Annotated in this window: 23 protein-coding genes; 6 read left to right on the top strand and 17 right to left on the bottom strand. The window is 64.6% G+C overall.

The features are described from left to right. Window positions 1-54 precede the first annotated feature (54 nt). The 10 genes from A6A04_RS08770 to rpiB all read right to left on the bottom strand — a co-directional run bounded on the left by A6A04_RS08770 (window position 55) and on the right by rpiB (window position 7,666). The gene (locus A6A04_RS08770) at window positions 55-504 is read right to left on the bottom strand and encodes a flagellar basal body-associated protein FliL (RefSeq protein WP_082914811.1); all 450 of its coding nucleotides are present in this window, start codon (window positions 502-504) and stop codon (window positions 55-57) included. 38 nt (window positions 505-542) lie between these two features. After that, on the bottom strand, window positions 543-1,547 hold the full coding sequence (thiL, locus tag A6A04_RS08765; RefSeq protein WP_068491973.1) for a thiamine-phosphate kinase: 1,005 nt from the start codon (window positions 1,545-1,547) through the stop codon (window positions 543-545). Next, window positions 1,544-2,029, bottom strand: a complete 486-nt coding sequence (gene nusB, locus A6A04_RS08760) for a transcription antitermination factor NusB (RefSeq protein WP_068491971.1) — start codon at window positions 2,027-2,029, stop codon at window positions 1,544-1,546. The genes thiL and nusB overlap by 4 nt, the downstream gene beginning before the upstream one ends. Before the next feature lie 97 nt (window positions 2,030-2,126). Next, window positions 2,127-2,573 carry a 6,7-dimethyl-8-ribityllumazine synthase gene (gene ribH, locus A6A04_RS08755; RefSeq protein ID WP_068491970.1) on the bottom strand — a complete coding sequence of 149 codons (447 nt, stop codon included), beginning with the start codon at window positions 2,571-2,573 and terminating at the stop codon, window positions 2,127-2,129. Between the two features lie 15 nt (window positions 2,574-2,588). After that, window positions 2,589-3,701, bottom strand: coding sequence for a 3,4-dihydroxy-2-butanone-4-phosphate synthase (gene ribB, locus A6A04_RS08750; RefSeq protein WP_068491968.1), 1,113 nt, complete (start codon window positions 3,699-3,701; stop codon window positions 2,589-2,591). Between the two features lie 8 nt (window positions 3,702-3,709). Beyond that, complete coding sequence (locus tag A6A04_RS08745) at window positions 3,710-4,303, bottom strand: riboflavin synthase (RefSeq protein WP_068491966.1); 594 nt, start codon at window positions 4,301-4,303, stop codon at window positions 3,710-3,712. A 17-nt stretch (window positions 4,304-4,320) separates the two neighbouring features. Next, window positions 4,321-5,397 (bottom strand): bifunctional diaminohydroxyphosphoribosylaminopyrimidine deaminase/5-amino-6-(5-phosphoribosylamino)uracil reductase RibD, encoded by a 1,077-nt coding sequence (gene ribD / locus A6A04_RS08740; RefSeq protein ID WP_068492001.1) that lies wholly within the window; start codon window positions 5,395-5,397, stop codon window positions 4,321-4,323. A gap of 31 nt (window positions 5,398-5,428) precedes the next feature. Beyond that, window positions 5,429-5,890 (bottom strand): transcriptional regulator NrdR, encoded by a 462-nt coding sequence (nrdR, locus tag A6A04_RS08735; RefSeq protein ID WP_068491964.1) that lies wholly within the window; start codon window positions 5,888-5,890, stop codon window positions 5,429-5,431. A gap of 24 nt (window positions 5,891-5,914) precedes the next feature. Further along, window positions 5,915-7,198: a serine hydroxymethyltransferase gene (glyA, locus tag A6A04_RS08730; protein ID WP_068491963.1), complete on the bottom strand. Its 1,284-nt coding sequence runs from the start codon at window positions 7,196-7,198 to the stop codon at window positions 5,915-5,917. Window positions 7,199-7,222: 24 nt separating this feature from the next. Next, window positions 7,223-7,666, bottom strand: coding sequence for a ribose 5-phosphate isomerase B (gene rpiB, locus A6A04_RS08725; protein WP_068491961.1), 444 nt, complete (start codon window positions 7,664-7,666; stop codon window positions 7,223-7,225). A gap of 340 nt (window positions 7,667-8,006) precedes the next feature. Between rpiB and A6A04_RS08720 the strand changes: the two genes are divergently transcribed. Together A6A04_RS08720 and A6A04_RS08715 are read left to right on the top strand one after the other, a co-directional pair. Continuing rightward, entirely contained in the window at window positions 8,007-8,462 is a 456-nt protein-coding gene (locus A6A04_RS08720) for a MucR family transcriptional regulator (RefSeq protein ID WP_068491959.1), read from the top strand. Between the two features lie 91 nt (window positions 8,463-8,553). Beyond that, window positions 8,554-9,270, top strand: a complete 717-nt coding sequence (locus A6A04_RS08715) for an MgtC/SapB family protein (RefSeq protein ID WP_245651134.1) — start codon at window positions 8,554-8,556, stop codon at window positions 9,268-9,270. Window positions 9,271-9,276: 6 nt separating this feature from the next. Here A6A04_RS08715 and A6A04_RS08710 read toward each other — a convergent pair whose 3' ends face one another. Beyond that, the gene (locus tag A6A04_RS08710; RefSeq protein WP_068491954.1) at window positions 9,277-9,459 is read right to left on the bottom strand and encodes a DUF6898 family protein; all 183 of its coding nucleotides are present in this window, start codon (window positions 9,457-9,459) and stop codon (window positions 9,277-9,279) included. A gap of 10 nt (window positions 9,460-9,469) precedes the next feature. Then, window positions 9,470-10,531 (bottom strand): enoyl-CoA hydratase/isomerase family protein, encoded by a 1,062-nt coding sequence (locus tag A6A04_RS08705; RefSeq protein ID WP_068491953.1) that lies wholly within the window; start codon window positions 10,529-10,531, stop codon window positions 9,470-9,472. A gap of 166 nt (window positions 10,532-10,697) precedes the next feature. Here A6A04_RS08705 and A6A04_RS08700 point away from each other — a divergent pair, with 166 nt between their 5' ends. The 3 genes from A6A04_RS08700 (at window position 10,698) to A6A04_RS08690 (ending at window position 13,948) form a co-directional block, all read left to right on the top strand. Further along, complete coding sequence (locus tag A6A04_RS08700; RefSeq protein ID WP_068491951.1) at window positions 10,698-11,990, top strand: O-acetylhomoserine aminocarboxypropyltransferase/cysteine synthase family protein; 1,293 nt, start codon at window positions 10,698-10,700, stop codon at window positions 11,988-11,990. A 4-nt stretch (window positions 11,991-11,994) separates the two neighbouring features. After that, the gene (gene hemB, locus A6A04_RS08695; protein WP_281196729.1) at window positions 11,995-13,002 is read left to right on the top strand and encodes a porphobilinogen synthase; all 1,008 of its coding nucleotides are present in this window, start codon (window positions 11,995-11,997) and stop codon (window positions 13,000-13,002) included. Window positions 13,003-13,153: 151 nt separating this feature from the next. After that, window positions 13,154-13,948: a formylglycine-generating enzyme family protein gene (locus A6A04_RS08690; protein WP_068491997.1), complete on the top strand. Its 795-nt coding sequence runs from the start codon at window positions 13,154-13,156 to the stop codon at window positions 13,946-13,948. Window positions 13,949-13,951: 3 nt separating this feature from the next. Here the strand turns inward: A6A04_RS08690 and A6A04_RS08685 are convergent, their stop codons facing one another. The 5 genes from A6A04_RS08685 to dnaE all read right to left on the bottom strand — a co-directional run bounded on the left by A6A04_RS08685 (window position 13,952) and on the right by dnaE (window position 21,019). Beyond that, complete coding sequence (locus A6A04_RS08685) at window positions 13,952-14,770, bottom strand: FkbM family methyltransferase (RefSeq protein WP_068491949.1); 819 nt, start codon at window positions 14,768-14,770, stop codon at window positions 13,952-13,954. 162 nt (window positions 14,771-14,932) lie between these two features. Then, window positions 14,933-16,624: a glycoside hydrolase family 17 protein gene (locus A6A04_RS08680; protein WP_245651133.1), complete on the bottom strand. Its 1,692-nt coding sequence runs from the start codon at window positions 16,622-16,624 to the stop codon at window positions 14,933-14,935. A gap of 41 nt (window positions 16,625-16,665) precedes the next feature. Continuing rightward, window positions 16,666-17,076 (bottom strand): pentapeptide repeat-containing protein, encoded by a 411-nt coding sequence (locus tag A6A04_RS08675; RefSeq protein WP_068491946.1) that lies wholly within the window; start codon window positions 17,074-17,076, stop codon window positions 16,666-16,668. Then, complete coding sequence (locus A6A04_RS08670; RefSeq protein WP_245651132.1) at window positions 17,073-17,558, bottom strand: LEA type 2 family protein; 486 nt, start codon at window positions 17,556-17,558, stop codon at window positions 17,073-17,075. Before A6A04_RS08670 ends, A6A04_RS08675 begins: the two co-directional genes overlap by 4 nt. Beyond that, complete coding sequence (gene dnaE, locus A6A04_RS08665) at window positions 17,555-21,019, bottom strand: DNA polymerase III subunit alpha (protein WP_068491942.1); 3,465 nt, start codon at window positions 21,017-21,019, stop codon at window positions 17,555-17,557. Before dnaE ends, A6A04_RS08670 begins: the two co-directional genes overlap by 4 nt. A gap of 47 nt (window positions 21,020-21,066) precedes the next feature. Here dnaE and A6A04_RS08660 point away from each other — a divergent pair, with 47 nt between their 5' ends. Then, on the top strand, window positions 21,067-21,915 hold the full coding sequence (locus tag A6A04_RS08660; RefSeq protein ID WP_068491940.1) for a hypothetical protein: 849 nt from the start codon (window positions 21,067-21,069) through the stop codon (window positions 21,913-21,915). Window positions 21,916-21,920: the final 5 nt, after the last annotated feature.

The raw sequence follows: 21,920 nt of genomic DNA, 5'->3' as shown, positions 1-21,920 counted from the left end.
ACCGGGCGGGAAGCGGCCAACTCTCTCCCCGTCCAATCGGGTAGGCGCCGCGACCTATTTCAACACCGCGTTCTCGATAATGACATCCTTGACGTAGACGCCGCCCAATGCCTTGTCCGACACCATCTTCAGCCGATTCTGGATGGCCCCCACATCCAGCGGCTGGCCTTCTCGCACCGTGACGCTGAGAAAGCCGATCATGTCGCCGAGGAAGGCATTCTGGAGCCGGGGCAGGTTGCGAGCCACGATTTCCTTGTTCTTGGGCTCGACTTCCAGACGAACAATCATTTCCGCCTGTTTCTTGACTTCGCGGTCCTGGATGACCGGGATGATGAGAACGCCGAACTCCACATAGCTGGGCGGAGGCGGTGGCGGCGGAGGCGCGTCCTTCTGCACCACGGGGGCGGTGATCCCCAGCTTGGCCAGGGGATCAATGCCGAAGAAATAGAGTCCGCCGACAGTTCCACCGCCCAGCAGCAGCAGCACCACGACAATGATGATCAAGCGGACCAAACCTCTTCCCCCTCAACCGGCCGAGGCCGTCAAAAATGTCGCCATCCGCCCCGGGGCAACGGCACGACCACGCCATCGGCGTCCACAACCGAAACGCCTGCCGCCTGGGTGGCGGCCTCGATGCGTCCGATCCGGGTCAGGGCGACTCCGGTTCGCCGCGCCAGAGACTCGATCCCCCGTGCCGCGCCGGCCGGAACGGTGAACAGCAATTCGTAATCATCGCCTCCCGTCAGCACGAGGGCAAGCAGCGACTGATCCATGGCCACCGCCGCCCGCGCCGCATCCGACAGCGGCACCCGCTCCGCCTCGATGACCGCCGAGACGCCGGAGACGCGACAGATATGTCCCAGATCCTGCACCAGCCCATCGGACACATCCATGCTGGCGCGGGCCAACCCCACCAGGGCGGGGCCAAGGACAATGCGAGGCTGGGGCAGGCGATAGCGCCCGGCCAGGGTGGCCACAGCATCGGGGGGCAATCCCGCCAGGCGGCCTTGCACCGCCAGCAGACCCAGGGCTCCGTCACCGATGCTGCCACTGACATAGACATGATCGCCGGGAACCGCGCCGGAGCGCCGCAGCCCCCTGCCCGCCTCCACCCGGCCCAGGGCGGTAAGGCTCAGGGTCAGCGGCCCGGGCGTCGCCACAGTGTCGCCGCCGATCAGGGACACGCCGAATTCCTCGACATCCTGGCGCAATCCCTCGGCGAAGGCCCGCAGCCAGTCCATGCCGGTGCCCTTGGGAAAGGCGGCGGCCAGCATCAGATGCCGGGGCACGGCGCCCTTGGCGGCCAGATCGGACAGATTGACCCGCACCAGCTTGCGGGCGATCAACTCGGGCGGGTCGTCGGGCAGGAAGTGGACCCCGGCCACCATGGCGTCCATGGTGGCGACGGTGTCAAAGCCCGGCTCCGCCGCAAGAAAGGCGGCGTCGTCGGTCAGGTTCAGGGCACCTGGGCAGCCCGCCGACAACGGCGCGAACAGTTCGGCGATCAGGCCGAATTCATCGGGAGCCTGGGCGCCCGTCGTGCTCATCCCCCCGCGCGCCCCAGGTCCCCGCGCCCAGGTCCCTCGGGCCGCAGCGACTGGGCCAGACGGTCCAGTACGGCATTGACCAGTCCCGGTTCGGGGCCGGAATAAAACGCGTGGGCGACATCGACCCATTCCGAGATGCAGACGCGGGTCGGCGTCTGCGGCTTGGCCGACAGTTCCCAGGCCCCCGCCCGGATGATGGCCCGCAGCACCGCTTCCAGCCGCTCCACCGTCCAGTCGCCGGTCAGCGCGCCGCCGATGGCCTCGTCCAGGCTTTGACTGTCGGTCGAGACGCCGCGGACGATCTGCCCCAGCAAGGATGTATCGGGCTCGGCGAGGCGACCACGCGGCTCGTTGGCCCGCCGCTCCTTGGCATCGGCCAGGGCCTGCTCGGCGGAAACGCCGGTCATGTCCATCTGATACAGGGTCTGCACCGCCGCCAGACGAGCGGAACTGCGCTTGGCGACCGAGGGGTTGGGAGTCATTTAGATTGTCCCTCAAACGCCGGGCGCGCCCATCCGGGCGCTTGGCTCCTCCGCTGCGCTCCGGGCGCCTCAATGGCGCCGCGCTCGCGATGCTCGCTCATAGTCCCAATTCCTTCTTCACCGCCATCATGCGCAGGCAGGCCCGCGCCGCCTGCCCGCCGAGATTCTTGCGGCTGGGATCGGAGCGGGCCAAGGCCTGGGCCTCGTTGTGAACGGTCAGCACGCCATTGCCCAGCGCCAGATCATAGGCCATGGACAGGTCGGCGATGCCCCGCATGCATTCGGTTCCCACATGGTGGTAATGGTCGGACTCGCCCCGGATGGCGCAGCCCAGGGTGACGAAGCCGTCGTAGCGGGCGGTTTCGTTGCCCTGCTCGGCGGCGGTCAGCACCAGCTTCAACGCGGCGGGCAGCTCGAAAATGCCGGGAACCACCAGCAAGTCGTGTTCCACCCCCGCCTTGTCCAACTCGGCACGGGCGCCCGACAGCAAGCCGTCGGCGATGTGATTGTAGAAGCGGGCCTCGATAATCAGCACGCGGGCCATGGCAGTCACTCCTTCTCAGCCGACCGGAATCGGCCGCTGCTCCACCACCTTCATGTCGTAGCCCTCGAGGCCGACGATGGAGCGCTTGGTATTGGACAGCAGAATCATTTCATGAATCCCCAGATCCAGAAGAATCTGGGCGCCGACGCCGTAATCGCGCAGCGCCGGAGCGGGCTGACGCCGCTCCAGATGGGCGCGCACCATATCCGACAGGCTGGTGGGGCGAGGCTCGCGGATCAGCACCACAACGCCCGAGCCATGGGCCGCGATCATTTCCATGGCGGAATGGAGCTCGCCGGCCTTGCCCGACCCTTGATCGCCCAGCACGTCGTCCAGCACGTTGACGGCATGGACACGCACCATCACCGGCTTGTCACCGCCCAGATCGCCCTTCACCAGGGCGATGTGCTCGGCATAGGCGACGGTGTTGGTATAGACCATCATGGTCCAGTCGCCGCCCCATTTGGAATGGAACGGGGCTTCCATCTCGCGCGCAACGATCTTGTCGTTGCGGCGGCGATAGGCGATGAGATCGGCGATGGTGGCGATCTTGAGGCCATGATGTTGCGCGAATTTCACCAGATCGGGCATGCGCGCCATGGTGCCGTCATCGTTCATGATCTCGCAGATCACGCCCGAGGGATTGAGCCCGGCCAGGCGCGAAATGTCCACCGCCGCCTCGGTGTGACCGGCACGGACCAATACGCCGCCGTCACGGGCCACCAGGGGAAAGACATGGCCCGGCGTCACGATATCGTGGCGTCCCTTGGCCGGATCGATGGCCACCTGGACGGTGCGCGAGCGATCGGCGGCGGAAATACCGGTGGTGACGCCTTCCCGGGCCTCGATGGAGACAGTGAAGGCCGTCTGCATGCGAGTCCCGTTGTCGGAGCTCATCAGCTTCAGCCCCAGCTCCTCCACCCGGGTCCGGGTCATGGACAGGCAGATCAGCCCGCGACCGTAACGGGCCATGAAATTCACCGCTTCCGGAGTCGCCATCTCGGCGGGGATGACCAGATCGCCCTCGTTCTCGCGATCCTCGTCGTCCACCAGGATGAACATGCGACCCTGCCGGGCCTCGTCGATGATATCCTCGATGCTCGACAGATATTGATGATATTCAGACACTTTGCGGCCTATTCCCGTTCCAGGAGGCGCGCAACATAGCGCGCCAGCATGTCGATTTCCATATTGACCGCATCGCCCGGCCGGTAGCTGCCGAAGGTGGTCACCGCCTGGGTATGGGGGATGATATTGACCCCGAAACGGCGCCCCTCCACCTCGTTGACGGTCAGCGATACGCCGTCCAGCGCCACCGATCCCTTGGGCGCCACGAATTTGGCCAGATCAACCGGCGTCTCGAAGACATAGCGCTTGGATTCATTCTCGGGCGTGATGCTCACCACCGTGGCGATACCGTCCACATGGCCCGAGACGATATGCCCGCCCATCTCGTCTCCCAGCTTCAGGGCACGTTCCAGGTTGACCCGGCTGCCCTCGACCCAACCGCCCAGGGTGGTCTTGGACAGGGTCTCGGCCGAGGCCTCCACCGCGTGCCAGCCCGGCCCGGTCTCGATCACCGTCAGGCAGACGCCGTTATGGGCGATGGAGGCTCCGATGGCGATGGTGGCGGAGTCGTAATGGCTGGCGATCTCGAAGCGGGTTTCGCGGCCCAAGCCCCGAATCACCCGCCGGACCTCGCCAAAATCGGTGACGATGCCGGTGAACATGGAAGTCGCGCGTCCTCTCAGAGCCGAGAATAGGTTTCCATGATGTCGTCGCCCACCGGGCGGACATCGATGCGTTCGAAACGGGGCGTCTGGGCCAGATGGTCGACCCCGAAGGCCACGGCGGCGGCCAGGCCGTCGCCGCCCATCATGCGCGGCGACCGGAACCAGATCAGCCGATCCACCAGACCGGCGCGCAGCAGCGCCGCCGACAGATGGGCGCCGCCCTCCACCAGAACGCGGGTGACACCGCTTTCCGCCAGCGCATCCAGGGCCGCCTCCAGGTCGATGGACCCCTCGGCCCCGGCGGGGATTTCCACCACATCGACCCCGGCATCCATGAAGGCTTCGCGCCGATTGCCGTCACAGCCTTCCAGGGTCAGCACCCAGGTGGGAATGTCATTGGCACTGGCCACCAGCCGACTGGTCAGGGGCAGGCGCAGGCGCCCGTCCACCACCACCCGCACCGGCGAGCGCTCGGACAGACCCCCCAGGCGGCAGGTGAGGTCCGGGTCGTCATAGAGCGCGGTACCGCTGCCCACCATGATCACATCGGTCTCGGCGCGCAGCAGATGGGCCGCCATGCGGGCGGCCTCGCCGGTGATCCAGCGGCTTTCACCGGAATGGGTGGCGATGCGCCCATCGAGAGTTCCCGCCAGTTTCAGGGTCACCAGGGGACGGCCAATGGTGACACGCTGGAAGAAACCGGCATTGAGCTCGGCGGCCTCGTCCTCCAGCAAGCCCTCCAGCACCTCGACCCCGGCCTTGGACAGCAGGGCGACACCCTTGCCCGCCACCCGGGGATCGGGATCCTGCACCGCCACCACCACCCGGGCCACTCCCGCCGACACCAAAGCCTCGGCGCAAGGCGGGGTCTTGCCGTGATGGGCACAGGGCTCCAGGGTGACATAGACGGTGCCACCGCGCGCGGCCTCTCCAGCCATGGCCAGGGCCTCGGTCTCGGCATGGGGGCGGCCGCCGGGCTGGGTCCAGCCCCGTCCCACCACCCGGCCCTGGGACACGATCACGCATCCCACCGCCGGATTGGGCCATACCGTGCCAAGCCCGCGCCGGGCCAGGGCCAGGGCGGCACGCATATGCCCCCGGTCGATGTCGATCTGCTTGGCGTCAGTCGAGGCGTGGGCCAACCATCTTCCCCAGGAAATCCTCGAAGTCCTTGGCTTCGCGGAAATTACGATACACCGAGGCGTAACGGACATAGGCGACCTTGTCGAGGTCCATCAGCACCTCCATCACCAGTTCGCCGATGAACTTGGAGGGTACCTCATTCTCGCCCATGCTTTCCAGGCGGCGATGGATGCCGTTGACGATGCGCTCGATCTGTTCTTCGTCCACCGGACGTTTCCGCAGCGCGATCTTCAGCGACTTCAGCACCTTGTCGCGGTCGAAGGGCGACCGCGAACCATCCTTCTTGATCACCACCAGATCGCGGATCTGCACCCGCTCGAAGGTGGTGAAGCGCGACCCGCATTCGGGGCAGGACCGGCGCCGCCGGATGGCCGAATTATCCTCGGTGGGACGCGAGTCCTTCACCTGGGTATCCTCGTGGCCGCAGAACGGACACCGCATGACTTTATCCCCCCTTCGGTCGTTTTATTGGTAGATGGGAAACCGCTTGCACAGCTCCGCCACCTGGGCGCGGGCCTTGGCCTCCGCCGCCGAATTGTCATCGGGATGGGCGGCCAGGCCGTCCAGCACGTCGCCGATCAGCTCGCCAACCTGCTTGAACTCGGCGACGCCGAAGCCCCGGGTGGTCGCCGCCGGAGTGCCCAACCGCACCCCCGAGGTGATGGTGGGCTTTTCCGGGTCGAAGGGAATGCCGTTCTTGTTGCAGGTCATGCCCGCCCGCTCCAGGCTGGCCTCGGCCGCCTTGCCGGTCAGCTTCTTCGGCCGCAGGTCCACCAGCATCAGGTGGGAATCGGTGCCGCCCGAGACGATGTCGAGACCGCGACGCAGCAGCACGTCGGCCAGGGCGCGGGCATTGTCCAGAACCTGCTTGGCGTAGTCCTTGAACTCGGGGCGCAGCGCCTCGCCGAAGGCCACCGCCTTGCCCGCGATCACATGCATCAGCGGCCCGCCCTGGATGCCGGGGAAGATGGCGGAATTGATCTTCTTGCCGATATCGGCGTCGTTGGACAGGATCATGCCGCCCCGGGGGCCGCGCAGGGTCTTGTGGGTGGTGGTGGTGACCACATGGGCATGGGGCAGCGGGCTGGGATAGACGCCGCCCGCCACCAGACCGGCGAAATGGGCCATGTCCACCATGAAGAAGGCCCCGACCTCGTCGGCGATCTTGCGGAAGCGGGCGAAATCGATGACCCGCGGATAGGCCGAGCCACCCGCGATGATCAGCTTGGGCTTATGGGTGCGGGCCAGGTCCTCGACCTCGCCGAAGTCGATCTGGGAGTCCTGCTGGCGCACGCCGTACTGGATGGCCTTGAACCACTTGCCCGACTGGTTGGGAGCGGCGCCATGGGTCAGGTGGCCACCGGCCGCGAGGCTCATGCCCAGGATGGTGTCGCCGGGCTGCAACAGCGCCATGAACACGCCCTGATTGGCCTGGGAGCCGGAGCTGGGCTGAACATTGGCATAGGAGCAGCCGAAAATCTTGCAGGCGCGGTCGATGGCCAGTTGCTCGGCGATATCGACGAACTCGCAGCCGCCGTAATAGCGCTTGCCCGGATAGCCTTCGGCATACTTGTTGGTCATGACCGAGCCCTGGGCCTCGAGCACCGCGCGGGACACGATGTTCTCGGAGGCGATCAGCTCGATCTGGTCCTGCTGGCGCTTCAGCTCCTTGGCGATGGCACCGAAAATCTCGGGATCGCGATCGGAGAGCGGGGTGCGGAAGAAGGCGTCGGTGGAGGAGCTGGACATGGATTTTCTTTCGGATGGAACGGTCTAGACGATGTCGGAAAGCTTGCCGACCCGGCGGGCGTGGCGGCCGCCCTCGAAATCGGTCTCAAGAAAGATCTTCAGGCAGTCGCGGGCCACTTCCGGGCCGACGGTGCGGCCGCCCATGACCAGGACATTGGCGTCATTATGCTGGCGGCACATGCGGGCGCCAAAGGCGTCGTGCACCAGGGCGGCGCGCAGATGGGCAAAGCGGTTGGCGGCGATGGAAATGCCGATGCCGGTGCCGCACAGCAGCACGGCGCGATCCGCCTGACCGGATTTGAGGGTTTCGGCCACCTTGACCGCATAATCGGGATAATCCACCGAGGCGGGGCCATCGGTCCCGAGGTCGAGCACCGTCCATCCCCACTCGGCCAGGTCCTTGGCCAGCAGCGCCTTCAATTCGACGCCGCCGTGATCCGACGCGATGGCGATGGTTCCGACACTCATTCCACAACACCCCGACAGGCTTGATGACATTCGCGCTAGATACCATATATCGGAGGCTCTTGCCAATGCGCCACAACCTCATGGGCCCTTGCCGCGAGACCCGGACGGCTTATTGCTTTTGGCTGAGGCCCGTGCCCTTTACCTTACTCTAATCAATAGAAATGGCCCTGCATCCACGTAGCCCATGCGTATTTCGCCATATGCTGACCGGATGATTACTGCCATCACGCAACCGCGAAAGAATTCAATATTCATAGCATTCAGATTGGAATTGACAGCCAAAGATGACTTATGCATTCATTGACTCAATGATGGCAACATACTCTGGTTGGATCGTCATATGAATGATGCAAACTCCGATAAGGCCGATCGTGATGACCTGCTGCGCATGGTCACCGATGTGGTCGCCGCCTATGTCGGCAAGAACCCGGTGTCCGCGAGCCAGCTTCCGGACCTGATCAATACGATCTACAGTTCGCTCTCCTCTCTGGAAAGTGGACCGGCAGAGGCCAAGTCCGAAGCGCCAAAGCCCGCCATTTCGGTGAAGAAATCGGTCACCGCCGATTACATCATCTGTCTGGAGGACGGAAAGAAGCTGAAGATGCTGAAGCGTCATCTCCGGACCACCTACAACATGACGCCGGACGAATACCGCGCCAAATGGGCCTTGCCCCCGGATTATCCCATGGTGGCCCCCAACTACGCTGCCCAGCGCTCCGACTTCGCCAAGAAAATCGGCCTGGGACGCAAGGCGGGGGAAACCGCGGAAAAGCCAGTGCGTAAGCCGCGGCGCTGATCCTCCCGTTCACAGTCTTCGCAAGGCCGACATTGCCCGATGTCGGCCTTCGTCGTTTCCGGCAAGGAATCCGCCCGCCGTGGAAATTCTGATGTCCTATTGGTCGCTGGGAGAACTCGCCACCAACGGCCTGATCACCCTGCATCTGCTGGGCGCCCTGGCGGTCGGCTGCATCATCGGCTATGAGCGGTCGTATCACGGTCGTGCGGCGGGAATCCGAACCTATGCCCTGGTCTGCGTCGCCTCCACCGCACTGACCGTGGTCAATGCCTATCCCGCCATGTGGTTCGGCGGCACGGCCCAGGGCACTACCGCCCTGGCCGATCCGACCCGGGTGATGCAAGGAATCATGACCGGCATCGGCTTCCTGGGAGCCGGGGTCATCATGCGCAACGGCTTTTCCATCCATGGGCTTTCCACCGCCGCCTCCATCTGGATCACGGCGGCCATCGGCATCATCATCGGCCTGGGATTCTATGGCGCCGCCATCTCGGTGGCGGTGATCACCGTGGTGTTGATGAGCGGCGTGCGCAGCATCGAAAGCGCCCTGCCCCATCAGGAGCTTCTCCATCTCACCCTGCGCTTTCCCGCCGAAGACGCTCCGGATACGACCAATATCCAGGGCATCATGGAGGCCCATGGCTACCGGGTGTCAGACTGGAGCTTCCATCTTGGCGAACAGGGGAGCCGTTTCGAATACGAACTGGTCCTGCACGCCACCAGTCCGTTGGACCCGTCCAAGCTGGTGGAAACCCTGAAAGGGATCGACGGACTGCTTGAGTTCCGACTGGCGCCGTCGCGAGGCTGAGGCCCGCTACTTCTTTTTCGCCAGGACATATTCCAGCTTGCGCAGCGCCAGCAATTTGAGATGGGCCTCGGGGGTATTGACCGGCCCCATGACCGTAACCTCGGTCAGACTGTCGCAATGAAACGCGGTGATCTTGACCGCATTGCCCAATCGCCGCAGTTCGAACAGTACATCTCCGCTCAGCGCCATGTCCGCCTCCTCACGGCAACGGCAATTCATCGCCGACCAGCGGCGAGAAATATGCCTCCACCGCCAAGTCATCCACCTCGGACAGGTTGGCGGGTGACCAGCGGGGGCTGCGGTCCTTGTCCACCACCTGGGCGCGGATGCCCTCATAGAGGTCCCGCCCGGCCAGGAAGCGGCAGGCCAAACGGTATTCCCGGGCGATGGCCTTGTCGAATGCCATGCCTCGCCCCTCGGTCAGTTGGCGGAAGGTCACCGTCAGGCTGGTGGGTGAACGCCCCGTCAGCGCTTCCAAACTATCCCAGGCCCATTCCGACTTGTCTGCACGCAGGGCATCGATGATGCCATCCAGGCTGTCGCCGCCGAAACAGTGCTCCACCAGATCACGCCGCAGCGCCATGGGGCCGGGGCCGGGATCGACGTGAAAGCGCGCCAGGGTCGCCTCGACCTCGGCCGCGACATCGGCGGCGCGGGACGCAAGGGCCAAGGCCTCGCGCAGGGCTTCCAGACGCTCGACCGGAACGAAGTGAGTGGCGATCCCGGCCCAGACACAGTCGGCGGGACCAAGCCGGGCGCCGGTCAGCCCGAGATACAGCCCTAAACGACCTGGGCAGCGGTTGAGGAAATGGGTGGCCCCCACATCGGGGAAGAAGCCGATGCCGGTTTCCGGCATGGCGAACTGGGTCCGCTCGGTAGCCACCCGCCAGCCGCCATTGACCGACAGACCGGCGCCACCGCCCATGCAAATCCCGTCCAGCAGCGAGACATAGGGTTTGGGAAAGCGGTGGATCCGACGGTTAAGGCGGTACTCGGTACGAAAGATATCGTGATTGAAGGCGTGATCGCCGCGTTTTTGCGCATCCCATACCGCGCGGATGTCGCCCCCGGCGCAGAAGGCGCGCTCGCCCGCACCCTCCAGCACGACAAGGCGGACGGAATCATCCTCCTCCCATGCAACGAGGATACGGGTCAGGTCGTGATACTGAGCCAGGGACAGGGCGTTGAGCACCTTGGGGCGATTGAGGATGATTCGCCCGACCCCGCCCTGTTGGCTGATGATGGTTTCCGCGTCACTCATGGCCGCCTAATTCCATATCAAATTTATGTACTAATTTCTTGACCACCAAAATTTTTGGTGTGAAATTTTCCAGATTGCCACGCGGCGTCCGGCGATGGACGCTGTCGGCCCAGGAATTCCCCACCCCGCCACCGGCGGCGCAACCTTCCACAGGAGCCAAAGGCCCATGTCCGTGACCAGCGCCAATCCCGAGACCATCGTGCTGCATGCCGGCTATCGCGCCGACCCCGCCACCAATTCCGTCGCGGTTCCCATCTACCAGACCACCTCGTACCAGTTCCGCGATACCGAGCATGCCGGGAATCTGTTCGCGCTGAAAGAGTTCGGCAACATCTACACCCGCATCATGAACCCCACCACCGATGTTCTGGAACAGCGCCTTGCCGCCCTGGAAGGCGGCGTCGCGGGCCTGGCGGTGGCCTCGGGCCAGGCGGCCAGCACCTTCGCCATTCTGAACGTGGCCCAGGCCGGTGACAATTTCGTCACCTCCACCGATCTGTACGGTGGCACCTGGAATCTGTTCGCCAATACCTTCAAGCAGCTGGGCATCGAGGCCCGCTTCGTCGACCCCACCGATCCCGAGGCCTTTGTCCGCGCCACCGACGACAAGACCCGGGCCTGGTATGCCGAGACCCTGCCCAACCCCAAGCTGCAGGTGTTCCCCATCGCCGAGGTGGCCGCCCTGGCCAATAAGGCGGGCGTGCCGCTGATCGTCGATAACACCGCCGCCCCCATCCTGTGCAAGCCGCTCGCCCTGGGCGCCCATATCGTAGTCTATTCCACCACCAAGTTCCTGGGCGGCCATGGTACCTCCATTGGCGGCGCCATCATCGACGGCGGCACCTTCGACTGGGAAAAGCAGGGCAAGCGCTTCCCGCTGCTGAACGAACCCGATCCCAGCTATCACGGCGCGATCTGGAGCCAGGCGGTGAAGCCGCTCGGCCCCATCGCCTATATCATCCGCGCCCGCGTGGTGCTGCTGCGCGATATCGGCGCCGCCATCAGCCCCTTCAACGCCTTCCAGGCGCTTCAGGGCCTCGAAACCCTGCCCCTGCGCATGCGCGAGCACAACAAGAACGCCCTGGCGGTGGCGGAATATCTGGTCAACCACCCCAAGGTCGCCCGCGTCATCCATCCCAGCCAGCAGACCGGCGAGCATCGCCGACGCGCCGACGCGGCCCTGAAGGGCGGCTATGGCGCCCTGCTGGGCTTCGAGCTGACCGGCGGCGCCGATGCGGGGCGCAAGTTCATCGACTCGCTGAAGCTGTTCTATCACGTGGCCAATATCGGCGACGCCAAATCCCTGGCCATCCACCCGGCCACCACCACCCATTCCCAGCTGACCGCCGACGAACAGCTGGCCTCTGGCGTGACGCCGGGCTATGTGAGATTGTCGGTCGGTATCGAACATATCGACGACATCCTCGCCGATCTCAAGCAGGCTCTGGAGGCCGCGTAGCAAAGTGCCCACCTTCCTTCCGCACGCCCAATTCCCCCTCACCCGCATGCGGCGCAATCGCCGGGACGACTGGTCCCGGCGATTGGTCTCGGAAAACCGCCTGACGGTCGACGACCTGATCTGGCCGGTCTTCGTGGTGGAGGGAACAGGCGTGCGCCAGGAGGTGGCCTCCATGCCCGGAGTGGCGCGCTTTTCCATCGACCTGCTGGTCGAGGAGGCGCGCCGCGCCGCCGATCTGGGGATTCCCGCCATCGCGGTGTTTCCCTCGGTCGAGGCTGCCTTGAAGACCCCCGATGCCGCCGAGGCGGTCAATCCCGACAATCTGGTCTGTCGCGCCGTGCGTGCCGTCAAGAAGGCGGTTCCCCGCCTCGGCATCATCTGCGACGTGGCGCTGGACCCCTATAACAGCGACGGCCATGACGGGCTGGTGATCGACGATTATGTGGTCAACGACCGCACCAATGAGATTCTCTGTCGCCAGTCGCTGGTGCAGGCCGCCGCCGGATGCGACGTCATCGCGCCGTCCGACATGATGGATGGGCGTATCAAGGAAATCAGGCAAGCCCTTGATAGTGCTGGATTCGATCATGTCCGCATCCTGTCCTATGCCGCCAAGTTCGCGTCAAGCTTCTACGGGCCGTTCCGCGACGCGGTGGGATCGAAATCGGCGCTGAAGGGCGGCGACAAGAAGACCTATCAGATGGACCCCGCCAATACCGACGAGGCGCTGCGCGAGGTCGCCCTGGACCTGTCGGAAGGCGCCGACATGGTCATGGTCAAGCCCGGCCTGCCCTATCTCGACATCGTCCGGCGGGTCAAGGAGTCCTTCTCGGTCCCCACCCTCGCCTATCAGGTGTCCGGCGAATACGCCATGATGAAGGCCGCTGCCCTCAACGGCTGGCTGGACTGGGACAAGGTGATGCTGGAAAGCCTGCTGGCGTTCAAGCGCGCCGGAGCCGACGCCATCCTGACCTATACCGCTCCCGAAGCCGCCCGCCTGCTGGCGAAGTAATACTGCGCTCGGTGTTTGTTTCAAACAGCGCTCCAGATTCCCCCTCGCCATTGCACACAAAATTTTTGTTGTTGATCAATGTCAAGGTCGGCATTGCCATTTCCAGGCAACATGCCATCTGAATTCAACAGTGCAATTCGGAGTGGCGGCCATGAATTTCCCAAGTCCAGGTCTCGCCAGGCTTGCCGTCCTCGTGGTCCTGGCCTCGACGCCGGTCGCGGCCGACCCGGTTCCGCCTCCCGGTCAGCCCTTCCGCCCCTGCCCCATTTGCCCGGAAATGCTGCTGATCCCGCCGGGATCGGTGACGGCGGGCAATCCCAAGGATTACGAGGACCCGGAACCGGGCGCGCCGAAACGCCCTGTCATCGCCGTCGACAAGACCTTCGCGCTAGGCCGCTTCGAAGTCACCCAGGCGGAATGGGAAATGGTGATGGGGAGCAACCCCAGCGCCGTCAAGGGCGCAACCTTGCCGGTGGACCATGTGGACTGGAAGATCATCCAGGACTTCATCGCCAAGCTGAACGCCAAGACCGGCAAGAGCTTCCGCCTGCCCACCGAGAAGGAATGGGAATACGCCGCCCGCGCTGGCAGCGCCGCCAGCTATTACTTCGGCGAGGATGCGCGTCAGTTGGGAGACTACGCGTGGTATGTGGAAAATTCGGGCGGAATCACCCATCCGGTGGGCCAGAAGAAACCCAATGCCTTCGGCCTTTACGACATGCTGGGCAATGTTTGGGAATGGACCGGCGACTGCTATCTGGCCGACTTCTTCGCCAAGGCCAAGCCCGATCATGGCATCGACTGGGAAAAGGGCTGCTATCGCGTGACCCGGGGCGGCTCGGCCCTGAACCTGCCCATGGCCACCACCACCTTCTATCGCGCCTCGCTGAAGCAACCGCTGCACAATGCCAATCTGGGCTTCCGCCTCGCCATGAGCCTGCCCTGACCCTCAGAACGGATGCGGGGCGTCGGGGCCAAGAATCTCGGTAAAGGCAGTCATGTCGACTTGCTGCTCGGCCGGGATGCAGACCATGTTCTTGGAGCCGATGGCGCCGAAGATGTTGGTGGTATTTCCCGCGAAATTGTTGGGGCTGAACAGCGGCACCACATGCCACCATAGCCGGTAGCCCAGATCCATGATGGATTTGATCAGGGCGGCGGAGCGTTCCTTACGGTCGTTTTCCATGTAGAGCAAGGGACGCAGCCGCCGGATGGTATCCTTGGCGCCCAGGATCAGCTGGACCTCGGCGCCCTCCACATCGGCCTTGATCAGCCTTAGGGATTGCAGGCCATAGGAATCCAGGCTGCGCACCGGGCAGGGCTCGCCGTCAAGCTCGCCCAGGGACAGGCCGCCGAAATTGACCTCGGCCCCCATGGGGATGACCGGCACTTTGATGCTGCCCTCGCCTTCTCCCAGTGCCACCCGCTCCGGCCGAACGTGCTCCTGGCCGTTGAGGGTCAGATTGGTGCACAGCACGCCGAACACCGGCCGCTGCGGCTCGAAGGCCCAGACCCGCCCCCTGGGTCCCACCAGCCGGGCCAGCGGCACGGTCAGCGCCCCGATATTGGCGCCTGCCTCCACCACCGTGTCGCCGGGACGCAACATCTGGCGGAACAGGTCCACCTCGCCCTCGGAATATTCATGATAATCCGCCAGCGAGCGGCCCACATAGGCGTCCTTCGCCGGAAACACCATGGGACCATGGCGCCCGGCGCACCAGCCCAGGGAATCCGGCAACACCGGCTGGAAGCGCGGCGACCGCTTCATGCTAGTGTCCCGCTTCTGAAATTCGCAGCATCCAATTCAAACTCCTTTCGAATTTCAGAATCGATATGGACACTAGTAACTTATTGTTTCTAGTGTGGTTTACGAATTCGAAGTTCCTAATGTCGGGTACGGAGACATTATAGGAACCTCGAATTCACCACACTAGCGCTCCCGCTCCAGCAGCCACTGGGCCAGGAAGGGCAGGATCATCACCGCCACCATCGCCGCCCAGACCACGATCTCGGTATTTTCCCACAAGGCACGGACCAGCAGGGGGAACTGGTCGGCGAATTTGGGGTGAGACACCACGAAATCCTCGCCCCGAGCCAACGCCACCGCCTCGGACAGCGGCACCGCCAGCACCGACAGGCCCAGCATGGCGGCGATCTTGCCGCTGGGGCAGACCCCGCCGGGATAGGACTCGCCGAACAGCGAGCCCACCGCGAAGGCGCGCTTCCAGTCCAGCCGCAGCAGCGCCATGCGGGCCAGGGCATAGAGGGTGACGGCAACGCAGGGCACCAGGAATTCCACCGGCGGAATGTCGCGGTAACGGCCGTTGAACAGCAGCATCACTGAAATGGAGATGGCGCAAAAGCCGTACAGCGCCACCAGCCATTGCCCCAGGGCGGCCTTGGCCTGAGTTGCCCCCTTGGCGAAGCTTTCCGCCGCCGCCCGGACCACCAGCACCGCCAGGGCGCCGTGGGCCAGGATACGGGCCGCGCTCCAGATATCCTCGCCCAGGTCATAGGCCAGGGCGCGGACATAGACCACCTGCCAGACCGCGAAGGCGGCGCAAATCTGGGCCAGCACCGCCACCGCCACCATCGCCCTGGCATCGAAGCGGTCGGAGCGGCGCAGGAAAATCAAGGTGGCGGCAACGCCCAGGAGAGTGGAAGCGGCGGCGTGCCACGGCCAGCGCGGGCTGGGCTCCACCGGCCCCGACATGGCGTATTTCACCCGCCGCTCCTCATCCACCACGCCCCATTTGGCGCCGACGGTGCCTTCCAGCTTGGCCTTCCAGGGCTGGTCGAAGGCTTCCACCACGTTGTAGTCGAAGCCGTTTTCCTTGGAGACCAGGGCCAGGGTACGGACGAAGCGCGCCGCGTTTTCCATATTGGCCACCGCCGGGCCACGGGTGCGGCCATAAGTGGGCCAGCCCGCCTCGCCGATCAGGATGGGCTTGCCGGGAAAGGCCTCGGCCATCATGCGATAGATCTTCACGATATGCTGGGCGGCATGCTCCACCGCGATGGGCTCATCCTCCCAATAGGGCAGGATGTGGATGGTGATGAAGTCCACCTCCTTGGCCACCTGGGGATTCTTCAGCCAGAAGGCCCAGACATCGGCATAGCTTACCGGCTGCGTCACCGCCGCCTTCACCTTGCGGATATGGGCGATCAACTGGTCGGCGGTGAGGTCCTGGCGCAGCAGCACCTCGTTGCCGACGATCACCCGCTTGATGGCGTCGGGATGCTGGTTGGCGGCCTGGATCAGCGCCGCCACCTCCTTGTCGTTGACCTCGGGCTCCAGGCCCAGCCAGGCGGAATGAGTGACCTCCAGACCCAGCTTGCCCGCGGCGGGCGGCACCACATGCATGCCTTCCAGGCTGGTATAGGTACGGATGCCCCTGGCGACCCCCACCAGGCTTTGCAGGTCTTCCTTGATCTGCTCGGGCGGCGGATAGACCCGCGTGATCGGCCCCTGGCCGCGGCGGAAAGGCGCGAAGGAAACCGAGGGGAACGGCTCGTTGAAAGACAGCTCCACCGGCACCGGGCGATTGAACCACCACCAGCCGGCAATATTGATCCCGGCCAGGATGGCGACGACGACAAGGGCAAGAACGCGATTCATCATGCTTCCATTAAAGGGAATTGGGCATTAAAGGGAATTGGGCATCAATGGGTCTTGGGATCGACGCAGCCCAGCACCCGGTGCAGCTTGGCCGGGCTGATCACCGCGCTGAAAAGGTTGCTGCGCCAGATATCGGCGCCGTCGAGATCGGCGCCCTCCAGGAAGGCGCCGCGCAGGTCAGCGTGGGAGATATCGGCCTGTTGCAGCACCGCACGGTCGAGATTGGCGCCGCGCAGATCGGCACCAGACAGATTGCAGTCGGTGAGATTGGCACCGCGCAGATCGGCCTGGCTGAGATCGGCCTCGCGGAGGCTGATGCTGCGCAGGTCCCGCTCCCGCAGATCGGCGCCGCTCAAATCCGCGTGGTCAAGGATGGCGCGCACCCCATCCCTGTCCCCCTTCAGCCATTTGGCATGGCCTTTCAGAATGTGATCTAGCTTCTGGATCGGCATCATGGCATTGCCCCCCTGGTTTTGGAGACGGACGAGGAAAACAGGTCAAAGGATCCTTGCGAGTCGAAAGGCAGGCTGCGACGGCTGGCGCCGCTCAGGAACAGCGTGCCGCTGATATGGTAGTCCAGCCCCTTGGCCTCGGGCGCCCCCATGAGCTGGCGCAGCAGATCGGCGGTGCCGACCACCGCCACGCCCTCGGTCACCGCCTCCGAAAGGCGCGGCACCGTGATCGTCTGGTCACCCATCCCCTTGGCGAAGGGGCGGCCGTTGACCTCCAGCGCGAAGCGCATTCCGTCGATGGACATGGCGGCATCATTGGGGTTGCGGATACGCAGGCCCACGGCGAGACGTTGCTCGAACAGCGTCACATCCAGCGGGCGCAAGTCCACCAGACTGACCTCGGGCGGCTCGGAAAACTCTGATGGCGTACAGGCCGCGAGCAGAAGGATCAGGAACGCGGCCGTCAACCGGCGGATTGACATCATATCTCCTCCACCTCGGCGATGCCGGGGATCGAGCGGAGCGCGCTCATGAATTTCGGGGTAATGGCGATGGTGCCTTTCAGGCCCAACTCCACCTCGCGCCCGGCGGCACGGGCGACGATGCGGATCAGGTTGCGGCCCCTGCCCTCGCCGTTAATCAGGGTCTGCAGATCGCGGATGGGGGCGTCGTTGTCGATGACGATGCGGATGCCGGCGGCGGCCTTGGCGGATTCCTGGTCCAGCGAGGCGATGCGCTGGCAGGTCATGCGCAACTGGTCTTCCTCCAGCTTGGCATCGACATCGATCAGCAGCGGCCCCCCCGCCTCCAGCAGTTCCCGTGACGCGGCGAGAATTTCCGAGAAGCAGGTGACCTCGAACATACCCGACGCGTCGGAGAATTGCAGGAAGGCATAGCGCGAGCCCTTGGCCGAGACCCGTTCCTGCTTGGACAGCAGCGAGCCCGCCAGGCGTACCCGCCCCTTGCCGCCGCTTTGCAGATGGCGAGGCAATTCCGCGATTTTCAGCACGCCCAGCCGCTTCATGCTCTTGGCATAGGCATCCAGCGGATGGGCGGACAGATAGAACCCCACCGCCTCGAATTCCTGGTTCAGTTTCTCGTGCGGCGACCAGTCCGAGCAGTTTTCCAGCTTCAGCGTCGGAGCATTGGAACCGCCCAACAGGCTCATCTGGCTTGACGCCCGGTCCTCGGCAGCACTGGCGGCATAGCGGGTCAGGGTATCGGCGTTCTTGAACAGACGGCCCCGATTCTTGTCCAGGCTGTCGAACACCCCGGCCTTGACCATGTTTTCCAACTGGCGGCGATTGAGAACACGGGCATCCATGCGGGTGGCGAAATCGCCCAGATCCTTGAACGGACCGCCGCGATCGCGCTCCTCCACCAGGCTTTTCATGGCGGCCTCGCCCACATTCTTCAGCGCCGCCAGGGCGTAGCGCACCGCTTGGGCGCCATCGGGCATCAGTTCCACCGAGAAATCGGGCCGCGAGCGGTTGATATCGGGCGGCAGCAGCGGAATCCCAAGGCGATCCAGCTCCTGGCGGAACGAATTGAGCTTGTCGGTATTGCCCATGTCGTAGGTCATGGTCGCCGCCATGAACTCGGCCGGGTGATTGGCCTTCAGCCAGGCGGTCTGATAGGCGATTAGGGCATAGGCGGCGGCATGGGACTTGTTGAAGCCGTATTCGGCGAACTTCGCCACCTTGTCGAAGATCATGGAGGCCTGGGCACCGTCGACGCCGCGCGCCGTGGCGCCCTCGACGAACTTGGCCCGCTGGCGGTCCATTTCCTCCCTGTCCTTCTTGCCCATGGCGCGGCGCAGCAGGTCGGCGCCGCCCAGGGAATAGCCCGACAGCACCTGGGCGATCTGCATCACCTGCTCCTGATAGACCATGATCCCGAAGGTTTCCTTCAGGATCGGCTCCAGCAGCGGATGCATGTAGTCCGGCTCTTCCTTGCCATGCTTACAGGCGATGTAGCGCGGAATCTGGTCCATGGGACCGGGGCGGTACAGCGCCACCACCGCAATCAGGTCTTCCAGCCGGTTGGGACCCATCTTGCGCAGCACGTCGCGCATGCCCGAACTTTCCAGCTGGAACACCCCGGCGGCGTCGCCCCGATGCAGCAGGTCGTAGGATTTGGCGTCGTCCAGGGGGATGGCCGACAGGTCGATATCGAGCCCCTTGGTCTTCTTGACGTGCTTGACCGCCGTGACCATGACGGTCAGCGTCTTGAGGCCGAGGAAGTCGAACTTCACCAGCCCGGCCGGTTCCACCCATTTCATGTTGAACTGGGTCACCGGCATGTCCGAGCGCGGATCGCGATAGAGCGGAACCAGTTCGTCCAGCGGGCGGTCGCCGATCACCACGCCCGCCGCATGGGTGGAGGCGTGGCGGTAGAGGCCTTCCAGCTTCATGGCTAGGTCGAGCAGATGGCTGATCGCCTCGTCGCGGTCCTTCATCTCCTTGAGGACCGGCTCACTCTGCAGCGCTTCCTCCAGGGTGGTGGGCTTGGCGGGATTGTTGGGGACCATCTTGCACAGCCGGTCCACCTGGCCATAGGGCATCTGCAGCACGCGGCCGACATCGCGCAGCACGGCGCGGGCCTGCAGCTTTCCGAAGGTGATGATCTGGGCCACCTGATGGTAGCCGTAGCGCTCCTGCACGTAGCGTATGGTCTCTTCCCGGCGGTCCTGGCAGAAGTCGATATCGAAGTCGGGCATGGAGACGCGTTCGGGATTGAGGAATCGCTCGAACAGCAACCCCCAGCGCAGCGGGTCCAGATCGGTGATGGTCAGGGCCCAGGCCACCGCCGAACCGGCGCCCGAACCACGGCCCGGCCCCACCGGGATTTCGTGGGCCTTGGACCACTGGATGAAGTCGGACACGATCAGGAAGTAGCCGGGAAAGCCCATCTGCTCGATGACGTTCAGTTCGAACTCGATACGCTCGCGATAGGGCTTGGCGGCGTGCTCGCGCTCCTCGTCGGTCATGCCATGCTGGAAGACATGCTTCCACAGCCGCTTTTCCAGCCCGTCCCAGGTCTTCTTGCGCAGCACCTCGGCCTCGGTCAGGCCGTCCATGCGGAAGGGCGGCAGGATCGGCTTCCTTTTGGCCGCCATATAGGCGCAGCGCCGCGCCACCACCAGGGTATTGTCGCAGGCCTCGGGCAGGTCGGCGAACAGCTCGCGCATCTCGGCCGGGGTCTTGAAATAGTGCTCCGGGGTCAGGCGACGGCGCTCGTCCTGGCTGACATAGGCCCCTTCCGCGATGCAGATCAGGGCGTCATGGGCCTCGTACATGCCCCGGTCGGCGAAGAAGGGCTCGTTGGTGGCCACCAGCGGCAGCTCGTGCTTATAGGCCAGGTCCACCAGCAGCGGTTCGATGCGGTCCTCCACCTCGAGTCCGTGGCGCATCAGTTCCACATAGGCCCGGCCGGGATAGGCCCGGGCGAGGCGGGCCAGGATGATCTCGGCCTTGTCGGCCTGGCCCTCGGCCAGCAGGCGCCCCACCGTTCCCGCCGGGCCGCCGGTCAGCACGATCAGCCCATCGGAGCGGCTTTCCAGGTCGTGCAGGGTGACCTGGGGCGTCTCGCCCGAATCGGTCTCAAGGAACGCCTTGGACACCAGTTTCAGCAGGTTGAGATACCCCGCCTCGTCCTGGCACAGCAGCACCAGCCAGTCGGGCTCGGGCTTGCGGCCGTCCTTGGACGGGCCGCCATCCTCGCGCCGGACCGCGATCTGGACGCCAACGATGGGCTGGATACCCGCGTCCGAGCAGGAAACCGAGAATTCCAGCGCCCCGAACAGATTGCCGGTGTCGCAGATGCCTACGGCGGGCATGGCCATCTTCTCGCACAGCTTGATCAACTGCTTGAGCTTGATCGCCCCTTCCGACAAGGAATAGGCGGTGTGGACGCGGAGATGGACAAAATCGGCGTGGCTGGGCATGGGCAAAAGAGTAGCCTGGAACGGCCGGGCTGTCACGGGAGGGCTGGATGGATTGGGAACGTTATTATGATCTGGCCTGGCGGGCGCGGGCCGAGGCGTTCGAACAGTTGGACGCGGGGTCTCCCTCCCTGGCCCGGCTGCTGGCGCTGTTCGACGATCACGAGCGCCGCTTCTCCCTGGCGGCATCCCTGGATAATTCCGACGAGCCCGCCTACGAGCCGGTCAAGGGCTTCGATCCCGATCCCCTGGCCGGGCTCGACCGGCTCGACACCAAGCTGATCCGTGGCATCCCCACGCCGGTCAGCCCCTATCTGCGCTTCGATGTCTCGCGGCTGCTGGCCGATCTGGCCCGGGGGCGCGATTGCATTGTCGAACTGGGCAGCGGCTATGGCCGCCAGTTGTTCGAGATCTGGCTGCAAGGCGGACCATCGGACGCCCGCTATCTCGGCGCCGAGCCCAGCGCCGCCGGACGCGACCTGCAACGCCGCCTGGCGGAGCGCGAACCGGGCCTAACGCTGTCCGGCCACGCCTTCACCTTCACCGATCCCGATCTGTCCTTCGTGGGCGAGGCCAAGGATAGCCTGGTCTTCACCTGCTGGGCCGCCTATGCGGTGCCGAGCGTGCATCCGGATTTCTTCAAGCGGCTGGCCGCCCTGCCCGGCGCCGTCACCTGCGTCTTCATCGAACCCATCGGCTATCAGGTGCCGGGGTCCAAAGCCCATGTGGAAGCCTCGGACGGCGCCGCCCGCCATGGCTTCAACTCCAACTTCTACGGATTGTTCCAGCAGGCCATGGCAGATGGGCTGATGGAGCCGGTCAACCTGTCCTTCGACCAGTATTCCCAGGGGCCCAGCCGGTTGCAGTTCATCTCGGTGCTGGCGGCGGTGAAGACCTGACGGAA

Origin of the sequence: Paramagnetospirillum marisnigri, from assembly GCF_001650715.1 — a bacterium.
Classification (GTDB): domain Bacteria; phylum Pseudomonadota; class Alphaproteobacteria; order Rhodospirillales; family Magnetospirillaceae; genus Phaeospirillum; species Phaeospirillum marisnigri.
The sequence above is the reverse complement of the archived record's forward strand: the minus strand, read 5'-3'. Positions and strand labels throughout refer to the sequence as shown.